The 23,376-nt window shown below is 58.5% G+C and carries 17 protein-coding genes; 11 read left to right on the forward strand and 6 right to left on the reverse strand.

The window, feature by feature from the left end; all coding sequences use genetic code 11:
• Window positions 1-156 precede the first annotated feature (156 nt).
• The gene (locus M9920_02340; GenBank protein MCO5051127.1) at window positions 157-1,014 is read right to left on the reverse strand and encodes a prepilin-type N-terminal cleavage/methylation domain-containing protein; all 858 of its coding nucleotides are present in this window, start codon (window positions 1,012-1,014) and stop codon (window positions 157-159) included.
• A gap of 17 nt (window positions 1,015-1,031) precedes the next feature.
• On the reverse strand, window positions 1,032-4,523 hold the full coding sequence (locus M9920_02345) for a DUF4623 domain-containing protein (GenBank protein ID MCO5051128.1): 3,492 nt from the start codon (window positions 4,521-4,523) through the stop codon (window positions 1,032-1,034).
• A gap of 264 nt (window positions 4,524-4,787) precedes the next feature.
• Between M9920_02345 and M9920_02350 the strand changes: the two genes are divergently transcribed.
• Window positions 4,788-5,207 (forward strand): hypothetical protein, encoded by a 420-nt coding sequence (locus M9920_02350; GenBank protein MCO5051129.1) that lies wholly within the window; start codon window positions 4,788-4,790, stop codon window positions 5,205-5,207.
• A gap of 104 nt (window positions 5,208-5,311) precedes the next feature.
• Window positions 5,312-5,941 carry a DNA repair protein RecO gene (gene recO, locus M9920_02355; protein MCO5051130.1) on the forward strand — a complete coding sequence of 210 codons (630 nt, stop codon included), beginning with the start codon at window positions 5,312-5,314 and terminating at the stop codon, window positions 5,939-5,941.
• A gap of 7 nt (window positions 5,942-5,948) precedes the next feature.
• Here recO and M9920_02360 read toward each other — a convergent pair whose 3' ends face one another.
• Window positions 5,949-6,506 carry a TlpA family protein disulfide reductase gene (locus M9920_02360; protein ID MCO5051131.1) on the reverse strand — a complete coding sequence of 186 codons (558 nt, stop codon included), beginning with the start codon at window positions 6,504-6,506 and terminating at the stop codon, window positions 5,949-5,951.
• A 224-nt stretch (window positions 6,507-6,730) separates the two neighbouring features.
• Here M9920_02360 and M9920_02365 point away from each other — a divergent pair, with 224 nt between their 5' ends.
• The 7 genes from M9920_02365 (at window position 6,731) to M9920_02395 (ending at window position 17,624) form a co-directional block, all read left to right on the forward strand.
• Window positions 6,731-7,672, forward strand: coding sequence for an ATP-binding cassette domain-containing protein (locus tag M9920_02365; GenBank protein MCO5051132.1), 942 nt, complete (start codon window positions 6,731-6,733; stop codon window positions 7,670-7,672).
• 139 nt (window positions 7,673-7,811) lie between these two features.
• Entirely contained in the window at window positions 7,812-8,555 is a 744-nt protein-coding gene (locus tag M9920_02370; protein ID MCO5051133.1) for an ABC transporter permease, read from the forward strand.
• 17 nt (window positions 8,556-8,572) lie between these two features.
• On the forward strand, window positions 8,573-10,489 hold the full coding sequence (locus tag M9920_02375; GenBank protein ID MCO5051134.1) for a Gldg family protein: 1,917 nt from the start codon (window positions 8,573-8,575) through the stop codon (window positions 10,487-10,489).
• The gene (locus M9920_02380) at window positions 10,486-11,658 is read left to right on the forward strand and encodes a DUF4340 domain-containing protein (protein ID MCO5051135.1); all 1,173 of its coding nucleotides are present in this window, start codon (window positions 10,486-10,488) and stop codon (window positions 11,656-11,658) included. Before M9920_02375 ends, M9920_02380 begins: the two co-directional genes overlap by 4 nt.
• A 145-nt stretch (window positions 11,659-11,803) precedes the next feature.
• The gene (locus tag M9920_02385) at window positions 11,804-15,334 is read left to right on the forward strand and encodes a DUF1080 domain-containing protein (protein MCO5051136.1); all 3,531 of its coding nucleotides are present in this window, start codon (window positions 11,804-11,806) and stop codon (window positions 15,332-15,334) included.
• Window positions 15,335-15,422: 88 nt separating this feature from the next.
• Window positions 15,423-16,352, forward strand: a complete 930-nt coding sequence (gene trxB / locus M9920_02390) for a thioredoxin-disulfide reductase (GenBank protein ID MCO5051137.1) — start codon at window positions 15,423-15,425, stop codon at window positions 16,350-16,352.
• A 330-nt stretch (window positions 16,353-16,682) separates the two neighbouring features.
• The gene (locus M9920_02395; GenBank protein ID MCO5051138.1) at window positions 16,683-17,624 is read left to right on the forward strand and encodes a GDP-L-fucose synthase; all 942 of its coding nucleotides are present in this window, start codon (window positions 16,683-16,685) and stop codon (window positions 17,622-17,624) included.
• A 98-nt stretch (window positions 17,625-17,722) separates the two neighbouring features.
• On the opposite strand, the gene M9920_02400 is transcribed toward M9920_02395, so the two are convergent.
• Both M9920_02400 and gmd read right to left on the reverse strand, forming a co-directional pair.
• Window positions 17,723-18,283 carry a hypothetical protein gene (locus M9920_02400; GenBank protein ID MCO5051139.1) on the reverse strand — a complete coding sequence of 187 codons (561 nt, stop codon included), beginning with the start codon at window positions 18,281-18,283 and terminating at the stop codon, window positions 17,723-17,725.
• A 20-nt stretch (window positions 18,284-18,303) separates the two neighbouring features.
• On the reverse strand, window positions 18,304-19,317 hold the full coding sequence (gene gmd, locus M9920_02405) for a GDP-mannose 4,6-dehydratase (protein ID MCO5051140.1): 1,014 nt from the start codon (window positions 19,315-19,317) through the stop codon (window positions 18,304-18,306).
• A 151-nt stretch (window positions 19,318-19,468) separates the two neighbouring features.
• Between gmd and M9920_02410 the strand changes: the two genes are divergently transcribed.
• Together M9920_02410 and M9920_02415 are read left to right on the forward strand one after the other, a co-directional pair.
• The gene (locus M9920_02410; GenBank protein ID MCO5051141.1) at window positions 19,469-19,765 is read left to right on the forward strand and encodes a hypothetical protein; all 297 of its coding nucleotides are present in this window, start codon (window positions 19,469-19,471) and stop codon (window positions 19,763-19,765) included.
• A gap of 23 nt (window positions 19,766-19,788) precedes the next feature.
• On the forward strand, window positions 19,789-20,799 hold the full coding sequence (locus tag M9920_02415; GenBank protein ID MCO5051142.1) for a UPF0236 family protein: 1,011 nt from the start codon (window positions 19,789-19,791) through the stop codon (window positions 20,797-20,799).
• 105 nt (window positions 20,800-20,904) lie between these two features.
• On the opposite strand, the gene M9920_02420 is transcribed toward M9920_02415, so the two are convergent.
• Window positions 20,905-23,304, reverse strand: coding sequence for a hypothetical protein (locus tag M9920_02420; protein MCO5051143.1), 2,400 nt, complete (start codon window positions 23,302-23,304; stop codon window positions 20,905-20,907).
• Window positions 23,305-23,376: the final 72 nt, after the last annotated feature.

Consider the following 23,376-nt stretch of genomic DNA (forward strand, 5'->3'; position numbering starts at 1 on the left):
TATTAAAAACAACCCGGCTCGACAAGAAAATATTAAAAAATCGAGCGTGCCAACTTGTTTGAGCTGATCCCGATAAAACCAAGGTGCTTAAACAAGCAATCCGGGAGCGCAAGAGATAGACTGATGGTTGGCAAGATACCACGTATCCGGTGCGGATCAAGGTTCGGGCAGGGCTTCGGCCAGTTTGATGTAGTCAGGGTCGTTGGCCGTGGTGGGGCTGGGATTCAAGGGATTAACGGTGGAGGAAGTGCGCTGGGTGCGGGAATCATCCGCGCCGTATTGCTGGTTCAAGCGGATCAAGTTGGGACCGCGCCAACGCCAGATTTCCGCGTGCCCGTCCAGAAATGAAAAGGTCGCGCCGAGGTTATGTCGGGCGGTGGGCGGATTCCAAAATTGCGCCGGCCCCGCCAGGGATTCCACGCCAATCGCGCCGTTATCAATGCTGATCTGATTCTCCTCCGCAAAATCAAACACGCTGGCCGAGCGCCGCACTTCCGTCACCTTTTTGGCGACGCGCGTGTACGCGTTGTTCTTGCCCGCGTTGCAATTCAACTGCACCGAAATGGCGTAGCTGCGATTGTGCGGCTCCAGCTTTCCGCCAAGGCCGCGCAAAAACGCCCGGCTCGCGGGGCAACGGTAAATGCCCGTGCTTTTGTTATACGGAAAGAGCACGCCGGTGCGAATGGTTTCGAGGTAAGTGGGCGACCATTCCTGAACATTGCCTTGAATCCAGGCGTCCGCACCCGCCGCCGTTCCCGCAATGCCGGAAGCGCCGCCGGTGTCGTTGTTGATGAGCCGGTCCTGGTTATCGTCCGAATACATGTGAACCGCGAGCTGCAATTGCTTGACGTTGTTGAGGCAATTGGCCGCCTGCGCCTTGGCCTTGGCCCGGGACAAGGCGGGCAACAACATGGCCGCGAGAATGGCGATGATGGCAATCACCACCAGCAGCTCAATCAACGTGAAGCCCGCCGGGCGCGGACGCGACAACTTCGAGATGCGGACCAGATTCATTTCGGGAGGGTGGCGGCTTACTGGCCGGACACGCGGTAAAAGCGGCTGGAGTCCGAAATGGTGTTGGTAAAGGACGTCGTCGCTCCAGTCGCGATGATCGGCGCGCCCAGATTGCTCCATCCCTCGGTGAGCGTGGCCCGCGATTGAACCTGATAGGTCCGGTTCGCGACGCTCGACCAGGTAAGCACCACGGCCTGGCCACTGGCCCCGATGCTGGTGATGGCAAAGGCGCCCAGTTGCGGTTGGTAATTGGGATCAATGTGAAACGCCTTGAGACCATTGTTGGTATCGAGCGCAAACAGATAGTTTCCGCCAAAGGCGGTGGTGCCCACCCCGCCCAGCGTGATATTGGCGTTACGGGTGGCAAAGACTTCCTGATCGCGGAGAATCGGGCCGGCGTTCAAATCGGCCACCGCGTAAAGTTGCACGTTCGGCGAAAGGTCCGTTGCCAATCCGGCCAGGAATTTTTGATCCGCGCTCACGTTGATGCCACGGAAATTTCCCGGCGTGGGATTCAGGTAGGAATACAGCACCGTCCCCTGCCCCGTCTCCCAGTCGAACTGAATCAAATACGTCGGCGTTTGCGGTCCTTTCGCCCAGAACGTATTGGTACCAGGACCGAACGCCAGCCCCCATTGACCAAAGGCGCTGGCCACGCCCGTCACGGTAATCGCCAACGGCGGCACTTCATACTGAAAATCCATTCCGGAAGCGGTGCGCAACAGCGCCACGCTGGTGCCGGCGCGCGGCGCCACTAAAATCTGCGTGTCCGGCCCCGAACCCCGCACCGCCATGGCATCGCCCCAGCCCAGGTCAGGTTCAACCGCCGCCAAGGGATCTCCGCTAAATACAAGCGTCCGGGTTGCCGCCGCTGTGTCATCACTCCAACGGTAGAGGTCAAAGGGAGTGGTTGATGGTTTCACCGTAACGCTGCCACCATAGACTGCGCCATCAGCCGCAACGCCGACGATATTCAATCCCAGGCTCACACCACCCACCGTACCCGGGATTCCTGCGGTATCGAGGAAATGCTTCTCCGCGCCAGTTTGCGCATCCAATACGACAAGCGCCGGATCCGCGGGCAAGCGACTGACGAGGAGCAGACTATCGCTAATGGGATTGTAAGCCAGACCTCGCTCCGTGGCGGTGGCCGCACCCAAATAACTCCGCGATCCGGGTTCGAGATTCCAGAGGTTCGTCATCTGGGCGGTGTTGAAGGTCGGTGACACCGTAAGAATTCCCGCATAGCTGGTCGCCGTACCAAGCTCATTACTGACGAACAAATTATAGGCACCCGCGTCGGCCAGCGTGACATTGCGGATAACCAAAGTATCGGTGTCGGCGCCACTGATGCGACCGTCATTGACCAAATCAATGCCATCACGCCGCCACTGATAATTAAGCGGGGCCGCCGAACTGGCTTGCGCCGTGAAATTCGCGGTGGCGCCCTCCATCATTTTTTGGTGGCTTGGATTCAGCACAATGGCCACTTCCGGCGGGGTATAATTACGATTCAAAGCAAACGCCTTAAGCCCGTTGTTCGAATCGAGCGCGAACACAAAATTCGTTCCGACCGCGGTGGCGGCGGTGCCGTTCCCATTGTCGTTCTTCACCCAATACGCCTCTTGATCGCTCAAGGCTGGACCGCTGGCCAGATCGCTGATGTCGTACAGGCGTACGGTGTCGTTGGGTGATTCCAACGCCACCCCGGCCAGGAATTTTTGGGCGGTATCGGTCGCAATGCCTCGGACCGAATTGGGGATTTGCGGATCGCTGTAGGTGTGAAGGACCTGTCCGGTGCCGGCGTCCGCGTCGAACTCGATCAGATACAACGGTCCGTTGCCGGTCTTGGCCCAGAAGGTGTTTTCACCCGGACCAAAGGCCAGTCCCAGCGTGATCGCATTAAGATTATTTCCCGCGCCGGACACTTGGATTACGACCGGTGGAATTTCGGTTTGAAAGTCGTTACCGCTTTGAGTGCGGAGCAGGATGACATTGCTCCCGGTTGTCGTTCCAATCAGTATCTGGGTATCCGCACCCGCACCGCGCACCGCCAAATTGTCGCCATAACGCTTGTTCGTCTCAACGGGGTCACCAGGGTCGCCCCAGAACACCGCGAAGCCGGGCACATCCGGCGCATCACTGTCCCAGCGATAAATTTTGTAGCTGGGCGACGTGGCGTTGGCGGTGAGATTGGCGACATACACCACGCCATCTTCGGCCACGCCGACATGATTGATCGCGAACGTGCCATCCGCGACGCCGGTTAAATCGAGTGAATGTTTATACGCCCCCGTGAGCGCGTCCAATACCACCACTTGGTTGGAAGGCGTGCGGCACACCACGAGCAAATTGGTGGTCAACTCGTTGAAAGCGAGACCGCGTTCCGCATTGCCGGTGGAAATGTAAGGGCGATCCCCCGGCAGAATATTCCAGATGTTGACCATCTGTTCGGTGTTCTGGACGGGCACAACCGAGAGAACCGCCGCCGCGCTGGTGGCGCTGCCCGACGCATTGCTGAGGCGCAAGGCGTAACTGCCGACGTTTGCCAACGTCACGTTACGCAGCGTCAACAGATTGCCATGCACGCCGACGACATCCGGGCTTTCCACCAATTCCAATCCTTCAAACAGCCATTGCCGGCTAACGTCAGGCGAAGCCCAACCGTCAGCTTGGAAAGTGACGGTGGCGGTTTGCATGACGTTCCGACTCGCGGGTTGCAGCGTGAATTGAATCGGCAGATCGCCGGTGGCGGGCACGATGGCGATGGCGTTGAAGAAGCCGCGCATTTCCACCCCCACGTCGCCTTCACTGGCCACGAAGAGGGATTCACCGACGCCAATCGTTATGGTAATCACCCCGAAGTTATCCCCTTCCACAAAACCGGCGGTGATGGCCGGTCGGGTATTGGCCACGACCACGTTGAGATCGCTCAAAGTAAAAGCGTAGGTATCGGAACTGGCCCCGGTCCTGGCGTAAAATCGCAGCCCTGCGATTTCAGCAGTGTTGGAATTCCGGCCATGCACCACGATGCGGTAGGTCCCGGCGGGCAATCCATCCACGCGCATTCCGAGCGCGAGGTTGTTCGTGCCTCCCGCCCCGCCAAAAATTCCGTCGCGCACCGGACTGCCCGCGGCGTAAATCCCCGAGTTGAGCACCGTCCCCAAGGCGCTTACGGAATAACCATCGTCGTTAAAATCAATAATGTCATTGCCCTCCGGCCCATCGGCGAAGCTGCGTCCGAGATTCAACGTCACGCCAACAGCGGCTGAACCATCGCTGTAAACCAAACTCGCGGTGTCGGCGACGATCTGATTCCACTCCGCTTCCGCAGCGGGGACGATTCCGGCCGCGTGGGCGGGATCAAGCAAGCGCGCCGCACCGGTGGAGGGCGTGGCGCCAAAATCCAATAAGAGCGCCGGCGCGGCGAACGCGCCGTTAAAAGCACCCAGGGCGAGGGCACTCAGCAGCCCCAACGCGGACGAGGAATAAGATCGGAAAATTTTCATAACAGCTCTTTCGATTTGTTGTCTAGGTGAATGGATTGACTTGATGGGAAACTGATCCGAGACGATTGCACCGCCGCGCGGCCAGTCGGCTTGGGTCACCTCTCACATTCTGATGCCGATCTTAATAATACCCGATTTGATCGTCAACGGAGAAGAACACCGCGCCGCTTCGCTCGCGTTGCTCACGAATTGCCGACCCCGCAATTCCGTGTTTATACTTCGGCGGTTTTCGCGGATGAAAGTTGACCGATTCAATGATGCGTCATGGGACGATCCTATTTATTTGAATGTTCCAAATGCGGTTATCGCGCCACGGTGTCCGGCCGCCGCGATCACGGCCCGCACCTTGCCGTGCAAACCATTCACTGTCTTGATTGCCGCGAATTGTATGATGCGGTCATCAAGTTAAAAGTGCCGGCCAGCCCCGCTTCCAACCTAACGCAATGGAAGCTCAAACCGAGTCCCTTCACCGCGGCGCCGAGTGATGATCCAGCCCCGCCGTTTGCCCAGGCGCTGAACCGGCTCATCCTGGGCAGCGACACACTTTTCCACTGGAAAAAATTCCGACTCAGTTGCCCGGTGGCCAAGCAACATCACATCCGGGTCTGGAAGGCGCCGGGCAAGTGTCCAAAGTGCGGCGCGTTCCTGGATGGCAGTGGTATTCCCGCCAAAATTTGGGATTAAACCCGAAGCCAAGTTCACCGGCTCACTCAACGCTGCCGTCTTTCTCTTGAGCCATTTTGCTGGTGAAATTACGCTGTGTCGCGTGAGTCATCCCACTCACGCACATGATTGAATCCGCCACGGGCATTATTCTGCGAACCCGACCGCTGACCGAGACGAGCCTTATCGTCAATTGGATCACGGCCGAGCATGGGCGCATCAGCACCGTGGCCAAGGGGGCGCGGCGGCCGCGATCACCGTTCGCCGGCAAGCTGGATTTGGGTTACGAAGCCGCTTTCACTTACACGCGCAGCCGCCGTTCCGAGTTGCACACTTTGCGGGAACTCGAGCTGCGCGCAACACACCCCGCGTTGCGCCAGGACCTCGACTGGCTGCAACAGGCGGCGTACGCCATCCGACTGAGCGAGCAGGCCACCGAACGGGAAACACCGCTGCCTGGGGTGTACACCCTGTTGCGCGGTTTGCTGCATCATTTACCCGAACAACCTCCGCAACCCCGCACGGTTTACGCATTTGAATTGAAGCTGCTGGCCGAGCTGGGACTGCAACCGAACCTGGAAGCATCCACCCTGAGCGCGACCACCCAAAAACTGGCCGCCGCGTTGACTGAATCCGACTGGAGTGAACTGCCCGCGCTTCAGGCGACATTGGCGCAAGTGAAGGAACTGCGCCAATTCCTGCACGGCTTTTTGATCTATCACCTGGGACGAATCCCCAAGCACCGCCCCGTTTGAGCCGCGCTCATTCCGCGGATTCCGCGAGCAGTTTTTTGACGACGGCTTCCACGCGATTGGGCTGAAGACCAATGGCGCGCAGGATTCCCTTTCGATCAATGACCGCGTAGGTGGGATAGTAGTTGACCTGCCACAATTTCTCCACGGCCCGGGTGGCATCACGAGCGACGGGATACGCGATCCGATACTCCTTGGCGTTGCTCTCGAAACGGTCCTGGCCGCGGCTCGAAGTACACACTCCAATCACCACCAGGCCGCGTCCCGCGTACTTTTTGCGCAACTCATTATTATGCGGAATGGCCCGCATGCACGGCCCGCACCAGGTCGCGTAAAAATCCACAATCACGACCTTGCCTTTAAGCTCGGACGCCTTGACTTCGCCGTTCAGCCACTGACTCAAACCCTCCAGCGATGGCATCGGCTGCCCCTCGAGAGCGGCGTGTTTCGCGCGTAGTTCCGCCTTGCTGTCCCAGGTCCAACTGTCCGGAAATTCCCCGGCGGCGAGGTTGAACGCGACGAGCCACGTCAGTCCCAGGGCACTCAAGAAAATTTTGGCTGCGATCATAATCAATTGCTTAACATCACTCCAGCCGCCCGGCAACCGAAAAAAGCCTTGGCGACGGGGTCGGCAGATTATCCAAATTTTTTTGAACGATTCTCCGGTAATTTGTCAAATTCGTGTCGTTGGGAATCGTCAGCGCTCCGGTTGCAACTGGAAAAACAGCTTTACCAATGCGGTTTCTCTGATTATTTCCCTCGTTCGCTCGTTTGAGCTTTGCGACGCAAACCATGATCAAAGTAGAGAATTTGGTGAAGGTCTTCGGCACGAAACACGCCGTGGACGGAATTTCTTTTGCGGTGGAACGCGGTGAGGTTTTGGGTTTCCTCGGGCCGAACGGCGCGGGCAAATCCACCACCATGCGGATGATTACCGGTTTCATCGCCCCCACCGAGGGGAAAGTAACCGTGGGCGGCTTTGACGTCGTTGAGCAACCGCTCGCCGCCAAGCGGTTGATGGGGTACCTGCCCGAAAACGCGCCGGCGTACACCGACATGACGGTGCAGGGCTTTCTCGGTTTCGCGGCGGAAATTCGCGGGCTGCACGGGGAAGCCAAGCGGAAGGCGGTCGCCCGCGCGGTGGATTTGTGTTTCCTCGAAAACGTGCGGCATCAAAGTGTCGAAACACTTTCCAAAGGTTATCGCCATCGCACTTGTTTCGCGCAATCCATCATCCACGATCCGGACGTGTTGATCCTGGACGAACCCACCGACGGTTTGGACCCGAATCAAAAGCACGAAATTCGCATGCTCATCCGCAAAATGGGCGAAAAGAAAGCCATCATCTTTTCCACGCACATCCTGGAGGAAGTGGACGCGGTATGTTCGCGCGCGGTCATCATTGATCGCGGGCGGATCGTGGCGAATGGCACGCCGGAACAACTGCGGCAAAAATCCGAGTGGGCCGGCGCGGTCACCTTGCGCGTGGTTGGACAATCCGAAAGCGTGATCAAAGACAAGCTGACGCAATTGCGCGCCACCAAGCGGGTCACCATTCTGGCCAACGGTGCGCACATCAAGGCCACCGCGTTTCCACGCACTGCGGGCGACGGCGATTTCACCCGCGAAGTCATCGAGGCGACGCGCGGCTGGCAGGTCGAGGAACTGCACACCGAGGAAGGTCGCCTGGATGAAGTATTCCGCAGCATCACCATGCCGGACACGAAGGCGTGAATTTTTCAACCATGAATGAATACCACCGTCAGATCGTTAAAGCGTTGCCGGGTGACAACGCCCTGCCGCGAACACACAAGTCGCTCGCGCAACCACCACGTTTTTAACGCTGCAACCATTTAACGATTCATCTGAAATTATGAACAGTTGGGGCAATATCAAAACCATCGCCAAACGCGAACTGGTCGCGTATTTCATGTCGCCGTTGGCGTACGTGTTCATCGTGATCTTTCTGCTGTTGTGCGGCACGTTCACGTTTTTCTTCGGCTACTTCTACGAACGCGGGGTGGCCGAGCTGGGCCAATCCTTCTTCTTCTGGCATCCGTGGTTTTATCTGTTCCTCGTGCCCGCGGTCGGAATGCGGCTCTGGGCGGAAGAACGCCGCGTCGGCACTTTGGAACTGCTGATGACCATGCCCATCACGCCGTGGCAGGCCATTCTCGGAAAATTCCTGGCCTCGTGGCTGTTCCTGGCCATTGCGCTGGCGTTGACGTTCCCGCTGTGGATCACGGTGAACTATCTCGGCAACCCGGACAACGGCGTCATCTTCGCCGCTTACCTCGGCAGTTGGTTGATGGCGGGCGCGTATCTCGCGATCAGTTGCATCACGTCGGCCATGACCCGCGCCCAGGTGGTGAGCTTCATTGTTTCGTTGGTGGTGTGCGCGTTGTTGCTGTTGGTCGGCACGGGCGGCGCGTTGGAGTTTTTCAAAAATCTGTTTGGCGTGAGCATCGCTGAAGCGATCAGCTCCTTCAGCTTTTTAACCCATTTCGTCGGCTTCTCGAAAGGCGTGATTGATTCGCGCGACGTGTTGTTCTTCCTCTCGCTCATCGGCTTCTCGCTCTTTACAACCAGCGTCATCCTGCGCGAGCACCGCCACTAGGCAACCAAGGTATTTCGATGCAAAAAAAATCTCTGCAAACATTTCTGTTCTCGGTCGGCGGTATCATTGCGATGGCGGTGCTGCTCGTCATGGTGAATTTCCTGCTGGCCGGCGCGCGCCAGCGCGTGGACTTGACCCAGGAAAAAGCTTACACGCTATCCGCCGGTACGCGCGCCATTCTCGCCAAACTCGAGACGCCGGTGAAAATCCGGTTTTACTACTCGCAAAGCGCCGCCAGCACGCCGCAGGTGGCCGGCATCAAAACCTACGCCAAGCAGGTTGAAGATTTGCTGACCGAATACCAACAGGCCGCCAAAGGCAAAATCATTCTGGAAAAATACGATCCCAAGCCGGATTCAGACGCGGAAGATTCCGCACGGCTGGACGGCGTGACGGCGGCGCAACTTCCGGGCGGCGATCCGTTCTACCTCGGCATCGCAGTGAGCCAGCTCGACGCCAAGGAGACCATCCCCTTCTGCGCGCCGAACCGCGAGAAGTTGCTCGAATACGATATTTCCCGCGCCATCACCCGCGTCGTGCATCCGGAAAAACCGGTGATCGGAGTGATGAGTTCGCTGCCCGTATTCGGCGGGAGCGCAAATCCGATGATGATGCAGATGGGCCAACGCCCGCAACCGGCTTGGGCGCTCATCGGTGAGTTGCGCAAGGATTTCACGGTCAAGAATGTGGCGCTGACCGCCGACCATATTGACGACGACATCAAGCTGCTCATGGTCATTCATCCCAAGGGGATCACGGACGAAACGCAATTCGCCATTGACCAGTTCGTGCTGCGCGGCGGCAAGCTGATCGCCTTCCTCGACGCCAATTCGCTGGTGGACAGTCGCAATCAACAAAACCCGATGATGGGCCAGATGGGCGGTGGCGGTTCGACGTTGGACAAGCTGCTCAAGGCCTGGGGCATTACGTTTGAAGACAAGAAAGTGGTGGCCGATTTGAACTACAAAATGGTGCTGGGCGATAGCAACGACGCCAATGCGCAACGCCCCACTTGGTTGTCGCTGACGCGCGAAGCGCTGAACGCGGATGACATCATCACCAGCCAGATTGACAACATCTGGTACTTCTCCGGCGGCGCGTTCTCCGGCACTCCCGCCGATGGGCTTCAGGAAACCGTTCTGCTCCAGAGCAGCCCCAATTCCGGACTGGTCGAAGGCTTCCTCGCCAATCTCTCGCCCGAAAGCGCGATGAAAGATTTCAAATCCGGCGGCAAGGATTTAACCCTGGCGCTCAAATTGACGGGCAAATTCAAAACCGCTTTTCCCCATGGCGACCCGAAGGAAAGCGCGGAGGCGCATGACGGCGCCACCAACGCGCCGGCCGCGCCGCTAGCGCCCGCCCTCAAGGAATCCCAGGCGGATACGACGGTTATTCTGATTGGCGATTCGGACCTGGTGAATGACGGCTTCACCATCCAAGACACGCCCACGCCCTTCGGCACGATGCGCCGGTCGCTCAACGCCAATTTGAATTTCACACAAAACGCGGTGGAACAATTAACGGGCGATAACAACCTCATCGGCGTGCGCAGCCGCGCCTCCTTGAACCGGCCGTTCGAGGTCGTGCGCAAAAAGGAAGCGGAGGCGAACCAGAAATTCCAGGGCGTCGTGGACGAACTTCAGAAAAAAGCGGAAGCGGCGCAGCACCGCATCAACGAGTTGCAGGCGCAGAAATCCGATCAAGATCAGCGCTTCATCGTTTCGCCGGAGCAGCAGGCGGAAATCGCCAAACTGCAAAAGGAAAGCGTGGAGACGGACAAAAAATTGCGCGCGGTCAAAAAAGACCTGGCGCGGGAAGTGGATTCGCTCAAGACCCGACTGGCACTCTGGAACATTTTTGCCGTGCCCGCCGGGGTCGTGATCGGCGGCATCTTTTTGGCGGTGTATAAACGGAAATTGACGGGCGCAAAATGAACAAAAAACAGTTTCTCATCCTGTTGGTGGTGGTCGCCGTACTGGCGATCTGGGGCTGGAACCGCTGGAAAAATCAAAACGCCGCCTGGAACGGCGGCGGGCCGGCCGCGGGCCAGAAATTACTGAAAGACTTCGACGTCAATGCGGTCGCCCAACTGGCCTTGCGGCACGGGACCAATGAGGTCCTGCTTGCGCGCCAGGACAAGGTCTGGCGCGTCGCGCAACGTCACGATTATCCCGCCAGTTTCAGCGAGATCAGTTCCCTGCTGATCAAGTTGAAGGATTTGAAAGCCGTGCAGGTGGAGCAAGTGGGCGCGTCGCAATTGTCACGCCTGGAACTTGCGCCAAGCGGAACAAACGAACCGACCGTGGTGGATTTTCGTGATGCCAACGGTAAATCCCTGGAATCGCTCACCTTGGGCAAAACGCTGATGGACCAAAGCAGCGACAACTCGATGATGAACGATTTCGGCGGGGGCGGCTTCCCCAAAGGACGTTACGCGCAGACGGGCGCCGCCAAGGATAGCGTGGCGGTAATTTCCGATCCGCTGTCCGATGTGACCGCCGACGCCGGGCATTGGCTGGACAAAACTTTCTTCCGGGTGGAAAAGCCGAAGCAGATTTCCGTCACCTTTCCGGAAGCGACGAACTCCTGGACGCTGACGCGCGAAAGTGAAACCAGCGAATGGAAACTGGCGGACCTCAAGGAAGGCGAGAAGCTGGATACCAGCAAATCGTCCAGCGTAACTTATCCGTTCTCGTCGCCGTCCTTCACCGACGTCGTCTTGAACCTCACGCCGGAACAATCCGGGTTGGATCAACCCACCGTTATCCGCATCGCTACTTTCGATGGTTTCGACTACACGGTGAACGTCGGCACAAAAACCAATGACCATTTTCTGCTGACCGTGGCCGTCACTGGCGATTTCCCGAAGGAACGCACCGCTGGCGCCGACGAAAAGCCGGAAGACAAGGCAAAGGCCGACAAGGAATTTTCCGAGCAACTGGAAAAGCGCCGCGAAAAACTGACCAAGGAAAAAACTTTCGCGCCCTGGACTTATCAGGTCACCACCTGGACGGTTGAATCTTTGCTGAAAAAGCGGAGTGAGTTGTTGGAACACAAATCGGACGATCACGAAAGCAACGACGTCGCCGCGCCCGGCGCTTAAAGCGCTCCACCGGACGAGCCAAAGTCGCCCGGTCTCCGCACCATCAAAGTTCCAAACCCGACCGGTCCCGAATCGGTTGGGAATTATTTTACGTGCAATCAGTTTGCGGCTTGTCTAGGTTCACGGCCAAAAATTGCATTATCTCGTGAAAAAACTGGCTGTTTCCCGCTGTCTGACCTTGGTTGCGATGTGGCTAAGCTGCGTCGCCCTTTCAACCCTCGCCCAGGAACCCAAATACTCCGGGCTTTCCCCCGAAGAAGCGGTCAAGGCAATGATTCTGCCCCCGGGTTTTCAGGCAACGCTCTTTGCGGGTGAGCCGGACGTGGTGCAACCCATCGCGTTTGCGATTGATGATCGCGGCCGACTTTGGGTCGCGGAAGCGTACACGTATCCCAATCGCGCCCCGGAAGGAAAAGGCCGCGATCGCATCCTGGTATTTGAGGATCAGGACGGCGACGGAAAATTTGATCAACGCATCGTGTTCAAAGAGGGATTGAATCTGGTGAGCGGTTTGGAAGTGGGCTTCGGCGGCGTTTGGGTGGGCGCGGCGCCGTACCTGATGTTCATCCCGGTGAGTGATTGGGATCATCCGCAACCGGCGGGCGAACCCCAAATTTTGCTGGATGGATGGGCGTACCAGGACACGCACGAAACCTTGAACACGTTCGCCTGGGGACCGGACGGTTGGTTGTATGGTTGCCACGGAGTCTTCACCCATTCCAACGTGGGCAAACCCGGCGCGCCCGATAGCGAGCGCACCCGCATCAACGCCGCCATCTGGCGTTATCATCCCACCAAACACGTCTTCGAGATTTTCGGCGAGGGCACGAGCAATCCGTGGGGATTCGATTTCGACGCGAACGGACAGATCATCTCGGAAGCCTGCGTCATTCCCCATCTGTTCCACATCATTCAGGGCGCGCGCTATCAACGACAAGCCGGCACGCATTTCAATCCTTACATCTTCGACGACATCAAAACCATTGCCGACCACCTGCACTACGCCGGCAACCAATGGAATCGGCCGGATATTTCCCGCAGTGCGGAATTGGGCGGCGGTCACGCTCATGCCGGTTTGTTGATCTACAAGGGCGACAACTGGCCCGCCGAGTACCACGGCAAAGCGTACATGAACAATATCCACGGCGCGTGCATCAACACGGACGTACTCGAACGTCAAGGCTCGGGCTTCATCGGTCATCACGCCCCCAACTTGATCAATTTCAATGATGTCTGGTCGCAAATTGTGAATCTGCAGGAGGGCCCGGACGGCGGCGTTTACCTCATTGATTGGTATGACAAAAACCAATGCCACTCCGGCGATGACAATCAGCATGACCGCAGCAACGGACGCATCTTCAAAGTCACCTACGGCAAATTGCAGTCCAAGCCGGTGGACCTGCAAAAACTTGCCAATGCCGAATTGGTGAAGCTCGCCACCACCAAGGATAATTGGTCGGGGCGTCATGCGCGCCGCATTTTACAGGAACGCAGCGCCACCGATTCGACCATCGGACGATTGCTCGATCAGGTCCCGCACGACGGCGGCACCACCGAAGCTTTATATTGGCTCTGGACCAAACATGTCACCGACCATTCCGCGCATCCCACTTACGCGCTGCACCGCGCCAACGAATACATCCGCGCGTGGCAGATTCAATTGCTTTGCGAAGACCACGAGGTTTCGCGCGCCGAACTGAAGGCGTTCGAGCAAATGGCAAAAAATGATCCCTCGCCGGTCGTCCGACTCTACCTCGCTTCTGCGATGCAACGACTGCCGCTGGAAGACCGCTGGGACGTCGTGGCTGCACTCGCGCAACACGCCGAGGACGCGAACGATCACAACCTGCCGCTCATGGTTTGGTACGCCGCCGAGCCGCTGGCCACCGTGGATGCCGGACGCGCGTTGCAGTTGGCGGAGCAAGCCAAATTACCCAATCTGCTCAGCTTCATGATTCGGCGCACCGCCGCCTTGAACACGCCGGAAGCTTTCGCGGCCATCAGCCAAAGCCTGTTACGACTGAAGGATGATTCGCAGCGACTGATAGCCCTGAACGGCCTCAGCACGGCGCTCAAAGGACAGCGGCAGGCCACCATGCCGAGCGGATGGGGCGAGGTCGAAAAAGCTTATGCCGCCAGTGCCAATCTGGAAATCCGCGTCCGCCTGCAATCGCTCTCGCTCACCTTTGGCAATACTCAGGCGCTGCCTTCCTTGCGTCAGACCTTGGCGGATCAAAACGCCGTCGTCGTCGCCCGCAACACGGCGTTCGAGGCGCTGCTGGCGGTCAAAGATTTCGAACTGCCTCCCCTGCTCCAACAACTCCTGAACGATCCTCAATTCCGGGATCCGGCCATCCGCGCTCTGGCCAGTTACGATGATCCGAACACTCCCGCGGCGATTTTATCGCTTTACGCCACGTTGCCCGCAAATGCCAAACGCGACGCGCGCAACACGCTCGCGAGCCGTCCCGCTTATGCCAAGGCTCTGCTCGATGCGGTCGCAGCGCATCAAGTCCCCGCCGCCGATCTGACCGCCGATCTGATTCAACAATTACAGAATCTCAAAAACGCCGAAGTGAACGCGTTGTTGCAGCAGGCTTGGGGAAAAACGCGCGAAAGCAGCGCCGATAAAAAAGCGGAAATCGCGAAGTACCGCGCCATCTTCCACGGTGGCGGCTCCCAGCCGGGCAACGAAATGCGCGGCCACGCGGTCTTCATCAAAGCGTGCAGCCAGTGTCACACCCTCTTCGGCATCGGCGGCAAGGTCGGCCCCGATCTTACTGGATCGAATCGCGGCAACCTGGATTACATTCTCGAAAACATGGTGGACCCCAACGCGGTGATCCCGAACGATTATCTAAGTTGGAACATCGAAACGAAGGACGACCGCTCCATCACCGGCATCGTCAAGGAACAAAACGATCAGGCGGTGACCATTCTCACGGCCAACGACAGCATCACCCTGCCCCGCAACGAAATCGCCTCCATGAAGCAAGGCACGCTGTCCATGATGCCCGAGGGCTTGCTCGAACCGCTGACCGACCAGGAAATTCGTGATCTCATCATCTACCTGCGTCAGCCCGCGCCAGTGCCGCTCATCCCGACCCCGGACATCGCCTCGCTGTTTTTCAACGGCAAAGATTTGAGTTATTGGAGCGGCAACCCGGAAATTTGGCGCGTCGAGAATGGTGAATTGGTTGGCGCCACCACCACGGGTCTGAAAGAAAATGACTTCCTCAAAAGCGACTTCATGCTCGACGACTTCCGGCTGACTTTCCAAGTCAAACTGACGCCGAACACCGCCAACAGCGGCGTGCAGTTCCGGAGCATTCCCTTCGCCGGACATGAAATGAAAGGTCCGCAGGCCGACATCGGCGCCGGGTGGTGGGGCAAGTTGTATGAGGAGAATGGACGCGAGTTGTTGTGGAACAAACCCGGTGATTCATTCGTCAAACCCAACGCTTGGAACACCTACGAAATTCTTGCCGTCGGCGGCAAAATCCGCACCGCCATCAACGGCCATTTGTGCGTGGACCTGGATGATCCTGAAATCGTGCGGCACGGCATCTCGGCGTTGCAGGTTCACTCCGGCGGCCCGACCGAGGTGCGCTTCAAGGATTTTCAACTGGAACTCAATCCGTCGTTCGCGCTGAAAACCGTAAAATCCTCGCCTTGAGCCGGTCCGGGGAACGCGCCCGTTTCGAGCGCAATAATTCCGGCGCGAGCTTGTCATTGGCAACGGCCTCCACTACGTTGCGCGCCTTATGGAACAGGTCATTATCATTGGCTCGGGTTGCGCAGGTTGGACGGCGGCGCTTTACACCGCGCGAGCCAACCTCCAGCCGTTGTTGGTAACGGGGGAACAACCCGGCGGTTTGCTCACCACCACGAGCATTGTGGAAAATTTCCCCGGCTGGCCCGAGGGCATTGACGGTTACGAACTGATGACCAAGATGCAGGCGCAGGCGGAACGCTTCGGCACGCGCGTGCGCATGGCGAGTCTCGTGCAAAAAGTGGATTTCTCCCGACGCCCCTTCACCGTCGTGATTGACGGCGAACCCGTGTCCGCCCGCACCGTCATCATCGCCACCGGAGCGAGTCCGCGCCATCTCGGACTCGAAAGTGAAAAGCTTCTGGATAAAAAGGGCGTGACTTATTGCGCCACTTGCGACGGCGCTCTGCCCATGTTCCGCAACCAACCGCTGGTCGTCGTGGGCGGCGGCGATTCCGCCTGCGAAGAAGCCATGTACCTCACGCGCTTCGCATCCGTCGTGTACCTGATCCATCGCCGCGACACCTTGCGCGCCTCGAAAATCATGGCCGACCGCGTTTTGAGTCATCCAAAAATCAAGCCCGTCTGGGACTCGACACTCACCGAAATCCTCGATGTAAAGCAGGACAAGGTCACGGGCGTCCGCGTGAAGAATCTAAAAACCAATGCTGAAACCGCCCTCGATTGCGCGGGCGTTTTCGTCGCCATCGGCCATGTGCCGAATACGCAAATCTTCAAGCCGTTCATCGAGACGGATGAGAACGGCTACATCCTGCGCACCGGTGCGGCGACCAACGTGCCCGGCGTGTTCGTGGCCGGCGATTGTTCCGACCACGTCTATCGGCAGGCCATCACCGCGGCGGGCATGGGCTGCGCGGCGGCGATTGAAGCCGAGCGTTTCCTCGCGGCGGAACAGGCATGAGCTAAAACCGTTTATTGCCGGATAACCGCAGCGGTGCAAAGAACGCAGGGTTTCGCGGAGATAAATCAGGACCTTTGCGTTTCTATGCACCCTCTGTGTCTCTGCGTTTAGAGCCTTGCTCAAAAAGAAGAGCGGAACCCCTGACGAAAAAGGCGCCCCTCACCCCGGCCCTCTCCCCATCCGATGAGGAGAGGGTGGCCGCCAGGCCGGGTGAGGGGATTCTATTTCCGCCAAACATTTTGAGACCGGTTCTAGTTTTTATCCGGGTTAATCCGTGGTTGAAAAAATTCCCGGCCTTGTCCTGAAAAGTAATTTTCGCTATCGTCACACATGGCCCTTAGCCAGAACAGTCGAATCTACATTGCCGGACATCGCGGGCTGGTCGGCAGCGCCATCTGGCGGGAATTTGCCGCGGCAGGTTACTCAAATTTAATCGGACGCACCCACGCGGAATTGGACCTTCTGGATCAACCGGCTGTCGCCAAGTTCTATCAGGAAACCAAACCGGAAGGCGTCATCATTGCGGCGGCGCGCGTGGGCGGCATCCACGCCAACGATCACTACCCGGCCCAGTTCATCTACGAAAATCTGCAGATTCAAAATCATCTCATCCACGGCGCGCACCTGGCGGACGTCAAAAAGCTGTTGTTCCTCGGCAGCTCGTGCATTTATCCGCGCCTCGCGCCGCAACCGATGAATGAAGACTGCCTGCTCACCGGGCCGCTCGAACCGACGAATCAGTGGTACGCCATCGCCAAAATTGCCGGGGTTAAAATGTGTCAGGCGTACCGGCGCCAATACGGTCGCGATTTCATCGTCGCCATGCCGACGAACATGTACGGCATCAATGACAATTTTGATTTGGAAAACGCGCACGTGTTGCCCGCGCTCATCCGACGCTTCCACGAAGCCAAGGTTGCCAAAGCGCCAACGGTGACCTGTTGGGGCACGGGCAATGTAAAACGGGAATTTTTGTTTTCCGACGACCTCGCCCGCGCCTGTCGGTTTCTGATGGAAACTTACAGCGACGAGCAGATGATCAACATCGGCTACGGCAGCGATGTGACCATTCGCGAACTGGCCGAGACCATCCAGCGCGTGGTGGGCTTTACCGGGGGCATCACCTGGGACGCCGCCAAACCTGACGGCACACCGCGCAAATTGATGGATAGCTCGCGGCTGCTGAAATTAGGTTGGAAACCGCAAGTAAATCTGGAGGAAGGCCTCCGCCGCACGTACGAGTTTTTCCAGAAGCAGGGCGTGAGGCGGTAAAATCAAGCAAGCTTCAGTCTCCCTCAAGCTGCGGACAGCCTCGCGAGAATCAACAGTTAGGCGCTGCAGCGCCTTGGTTAGCCCGCAATCTCGTGAACCTAATCTCCAACATAGTGCTCTGGCCTGATGCCTTCGATACCACGAATGACAAGTGTAGGCGGATTCTCGTTTGTCTGTCCCACCAACTCAAGCTGGTAAAGCCGATACTGACCATCGAACCTTAAGAAGCCGGGATCGTGCTCACCGCGCATCGTCCAAGTGAGATGGTATGTACCGTTCGTGGGGTCGGTGTAGTCGAAGTCAATCCAAGTGTATCGTTGCGCTCCCATCGGTGTGTCCCCCGAATTGGTGAAAGCGATGAAACGAGACTGGCGCTCCACATCACCAAGACGCACCAAGTATAGTCGCCGCAATCGCTCCGTCTTTGGCTGCCATGTGGAATACTCCTGCCAAATCGTCGCTGCTGGTGGCAGAGGCCGCTCCTCGTAACTGAATACGGCCGTCGAACGCCAATCTCCAGTGAAGCCAAACGCTGGCTGTGGTGGATACGGGACACGAAATAGAAAATCAAGCGCAACGAAAAGACCAACCACGACCAAGATACCGCAACCAACAACGCACCCGAGGATGATGGCAACACGCTTCATGCGGGCTAACATGCGGTTGGAACTTGGAGCTTCTACCCCGCCACGCGAATTTCGCCCTTCTGATGGCGGCGTAGCAACTCGATGTCCGCGTCCACCATCAGCTTGGTCAAATCCACGAATTTCGTCTTCGGCTCCCAACCCAGTTTCTGCCGGGCCTTGCCCGGGTCGCCGATCAGCAAATCCACTTCCGCCGGACGATAATAGCGCGGATCAATTTCCACGTACTTTTTCCAGTCCAGTTGGACGTGGTCAAAGGCCACTTCCAGAAATTCCCGGACGGAATGGGTTTCTCCCGTCGCGATGACGTAATCATCCGGCGTCTCCTGTTGCAACATCAGCCACATCGCCTCGACGTATTCCCGGGCGTAACCCCAGTCGCGTTTGGCGTCCAAATTGCCGAGGTATAATTTGTCCTGTAAACCCGCTTTGATATGCGCCACGGCGCGCGTGATTTTGCGGGTGACAAACGTCTCGCCGCGTCGGGGTGATTCGTGGTTGAACAGAATGCCGTTGCTGGCGTGCAGGCCGTAGGATTCACGGTAATTCACCGTGATCCAAAACGCGTACACCTTGGCGCAACCATACGGACTGCGCGGATAAAACGGCGTGGTTTCCTTTTGCGGCACTTCCTGCACACGCCCGTACATTTCTGAAGAAGACGCCTGATAGTAACGGGGTTTCACCCCCGCCTCGCGAATCGCCTCCAACAACCGGATCGCGCCGGTCGCCGTGATGTCAGTGGTGTATTCCGGCGCGTCGAAGCTCACGCGCACATGGCTTTGCGCGGCGAGGTTGTACACTTCATCCGGTTGAACTTTGATCATCAAACGCGACAGCGCACTGGCGTCGGCCAGATCGCCGTAATGCAGGAACAGCCGTTTGCCGCTGGCGTGGGGGTCCTGATAAATGGGTTCGAGCCGGCCGGTGTTGAAAGTACTGGCGCGACGGATAATGCCGTGAACTTCGTAACCTTTGGACAACAACAATTCCGCCAGATAGGAACCGTCCTGTCCGGTGATACCCGTGATAAGTGCGCGTTTCGCCATATTTTAAGGCCAAGAGGGTCAGAAAGTTGCCTGCGCAAAGCAAGCACGGAAGCTACGGAGGGTGTGATTGGAAGTGACGGTCAAAGGCTAATTTTTTGTAAGTGATTTAGCCCTGGCGCCTTGGAACGATTTTGTATATTTGAAGTGGTTCATGAACGATGAACGACCGAAATCCAAAAACGTTTCCCCTTCCCGCCGATCCCTGGAAGAGCGGTTGGCGCATCGGCCCGACGTGCTGGCACGGCTGCACGAACTGGCCGATACGCTCGACCAATCCGTCACCGACGACTGCACCGCCGATGAAGCCGAAGCGCGCGTGAGCGCGCAGGTGCGCCAATTGGCTCAGGAGCTTTTGGGCCAGTGGGCCCGCGAAGCCGAGGCCCACACCCAAGCCCAGGTGCCCCAGCGCCATCCGGATGCCATTCACTACGGTAAAAAAAAAGACTGACGTGGCAGACCACCTTTGGGTGGGTGGAAGTCCAGGAGACGCAATGGCGGCTGGGCCGGCGCGGCCGGTTGTTGCGCCCCTTCTGCCAACGGGCCAGGGTGAATCCGCGCGGCCGTTCGCGGCGGTTGCAACGGGCGCTGGTGGATTTCGGGGCCGAGGAAAGTTTTGCCCGCGCCGCTCAACGCGTGCGGGAACACTACGGGCTGGACGTGACGGCCACAGCGGTGCGCCAGCACACCTTGGCGCACGGGGCGCGGATCAGCGCCTTGGCCGTCACGCCGCCCAAACGCGCGGTCCGCACGCTGGTCACGCAACTGGACGGCAGTCTGATTCCCATCATGGTGCCGCCCACCCACAGCGAAGATCGTCGCTGCGGCAAACAACTCATCTGGCGCGAAGCGCGTTTGTGTCTGGCTCGGCCCAAAGACTCGGCCACGCCCTGCTACGGCGCCACCTTGGGCAGCGTGACGCTGGCTGGCGCGATGTGGCGGGCCACGGCCCAAGCCGCCGGGCTGGGCGCACGCACGCACGTCCATGGGGTGGGCGACGGGGCGGCCTGGATTCTCACCCAGTTCCAGGAACAGTTCGGCGCGCAAGGTGATTACTTGTTGGACTTCTACCACGTGAGCGAATACCTCGCGGCGGCCGCGACGGTGATTCACCCCAAAAATCCCGAACGCTGGCGCCGCCGCCAACAAAGCCGGTTGCTGGAAAACAAGGTGTCGGCCGTGCTGCGGGCGTTGACTGCGCACCTCGAACCCGAAGGCGTGCCGACCGCGCCCGTGCGGGCGGCGTACCGCTACTTGAGCGAACGGCGGGCGCATCTGGACTATGCGGGCGCACGGACGGCGGGACTGGAGATCGGCTCCGGCGAGATTGAAAGCGGCCATCGGCATGTGATTCAACAACGGCTCAAACTGGCGGGCAGTTGGTGGAAGGAAACCAACGCCGAAGCCATGCTAGGCCTACGCGTGGCCCGCGCCAACCAACTCTGGTCGCGCTACTGGTCCACGCCAAAACTCGGCCTCAATTGACCGTCACTTCCAATCACACCCAGCTACGGATACAAGCGGAAATTGAAGGCGCATCCGCGGCAAATGAAATCCCCATGGAGCGTCGAACGCGGTCTTGCGGGTGGCTCATTCAACGCTCAAAACATGCGCGAGGCAGCAGCGGATCGTCAACGCCAGCAGGTCGTTGATGGCGTCCAGAACGACGAATTTTCGCGCGTGGCTCCAGATTTCCGTTTCCACCGCCGTGCTCATGTGGAGCAACAGCGAGTCGAGCATTTCCCGCGTATCGTCGCGAGCCAGCAAACGCTCAAAACCACGGCGGATGGCCGGGTGCGCCACTTGCACCACGTTGCTGTGAGTCAGAGTGCCCTCCAACGTCAGCCGCAGGAGCAACCGAAGCTCGGCAGCGGTCAGAGTCGCCGGGGTCCCGGTTGCGTCGAGCGCCGCGCGCTCCGAAAGCAACTGTCGCAACGCGCTGAAGCGTACTTTCGGAGTGGACGCCGGTAACCAAACATCCGGATTCAACCGGCGCAAAACCGGTTGAATGGGATCCGCGCGATCTTGAACGCGCGCATGGAGCGGCGTGCCGATAATCCGCTCGTCGTCCCACCAGCCTGGAACTTCCTCCAGCTTGCGATGGGTTTCATGAGCCAGGCGCAGATCGAAGTCGCGCACCAGCCGGACTTCGGGGTGAAGATAACCGTAGCGCAACGGCGTGAGGACAGCCTGGCGCAAACGCAGCGGCAACGGCGCCAAATCGGGCAATACCAACCGCACTTCCAATTGTCCGCCGTGGCGTTCCAGCGCGGTGCGCAAACAAAGTTCCCAGCAATTTTCAATCTGCGGCAAATCCCGGTGCAGGTTCATCCCGGCCAACAGCGAGATCATGGCCGTGTGCGTGATTTCCCGGTTGAGCAAGGGAGTCAATCCGTGGCGGCTGGCCAGACCGTACAGGAAATCATAAGCGCGTTCGCCGGCGGCGTGGCGTTGCGCCGACCACGGAAAAAATTGCGCGAGCGCGCAACGCCAGGAAACCTGGTTTCCCGATCCGACAATTTCCCCCAAGCCCTGCTCGTAAAGCGCAAAAGCGTAGGCGCTGCGGAGCAACGCGCGACCGCGGGCGCCCTTCCACTTGCCACATTCCTGCTCCAATTCCCAGGGTTTTAACTGACCAACATTCCAGCCGAAATACAGCGGCGCCACGCGATGCAACGCGGTGAACGCGGAAACGCCAAATCGCCGCAACATTTGTGGCGCCACCTCCTCGAACAAGCGCGCCCACTGACGAAACGTCCGCGCCACGGGATGATTCAAAGTGTCGTCTGAATTAAAAAGTCGGGGCGCTTCCCGGCGGGCCCGATCCAGCACCGCGTGCGCGGCCCGATCCACCAGACTCCAAATCGCTTGTTCGTCGTCGTGACGCACGCGTTGGGGCGTGGCGGTGGTTTTGCCCAGAACGCTTTCAGGCAGATTGCCGATGCCGATTTGCTCAAGAGCGCAACGCAGCACCGCCCGCCAATCCAACAATCCGCTCTCGCGGGTAAAACGCGGAGGGATTCTCACCCCCAACGAAAGAATGGCATCTTCCCAATCCGTGCGTTCAAATGCCCCGATGTTCCAGTGCGGCGCGCCCTCCGAAATCGTGACCAAACGCAGCCCATATTGAATCTGCCAGCATACCGCTTGCATCAGCAAATCCGCCGCCTGATCGTCCGTCAACTCCTGCCGCAAAGTCAGCTTCCAAGGTCGAATGGGAGGGTCTTCGCCGCGAGTGCTGGCGGCATAGACGAATTCGGCCACCGCGCTGGCTCGCACTAATCGAAATCCCGCGCGACGCAGCAACTGGCGCAAGTCGGCATTCTCCAAGTCGGCGCAGGTGCGGAGTCCGAATTTCTGCCCAATTAGATAACGAAGATAAATCGGTGCGCGACGCGCGAAGGTGGCTTGTTGGGTCGGAGACAATTCAGCCAAAGCACTCGGCGGCGCGGCGTGCGATAACGGACACAACAGCGCCTTGGGATAGGAACTCAAAAAGCCGGCTTGCTCCGGGCGGACGCAGAACCAGGCGCTCAAAATCAGCAGCTCATCGTAGTCACGCTGTGTGGTCGCCGGCTCATGGCCGATCTGCTTCGCCGCCAGCCGAAACACCCGCTCGAAATGTGGCAATTCAGAATTCGCCGTGGTGGCAGGTTTGGTTCGCCAACCGCGCAGCTCGGCCTCGGCGCTGGGAAATTGCTCCGAAATCTGACGGGCACGCGCCAAAATTTCCGCATCGAATTCGGGCAACTGAATGCAGGTGCGAGCTTGGTCCGGTTGGGGCAAAATCGTGGCCGGCACCGGCCAGCCATGCCGCCATTCCGGTTCGGCAGACGGCGGCTCGATCGGTTCGGAGCGCTCGGGCAAGACCAAAGGAGCAAACTCCGGGTGAGCCATCGGCGCGGGCAGACCCGACAGATTCTCGGGAGCGCGCGCCGGCAGTGGCGGCGTCACCCGAATCATCTGTGTCTGAGCCAATGTGCTCCTCATGGTTGCTTCAACTTACTACCATTCCCCCCTCCTCATTGCCAACATTTTTGGAGTGCAAAATTTTCAGATCCG

This window comes from Verrucomicrobiia bacterium, from assembly GCA_023953615.1.
In the GTDB taxonomy this organism is placed as follows: Bacteria; Verrucomicrobiota; Verrucomicrobiia; order Limisphaerales; family JADLHS01; genus JADLHS01.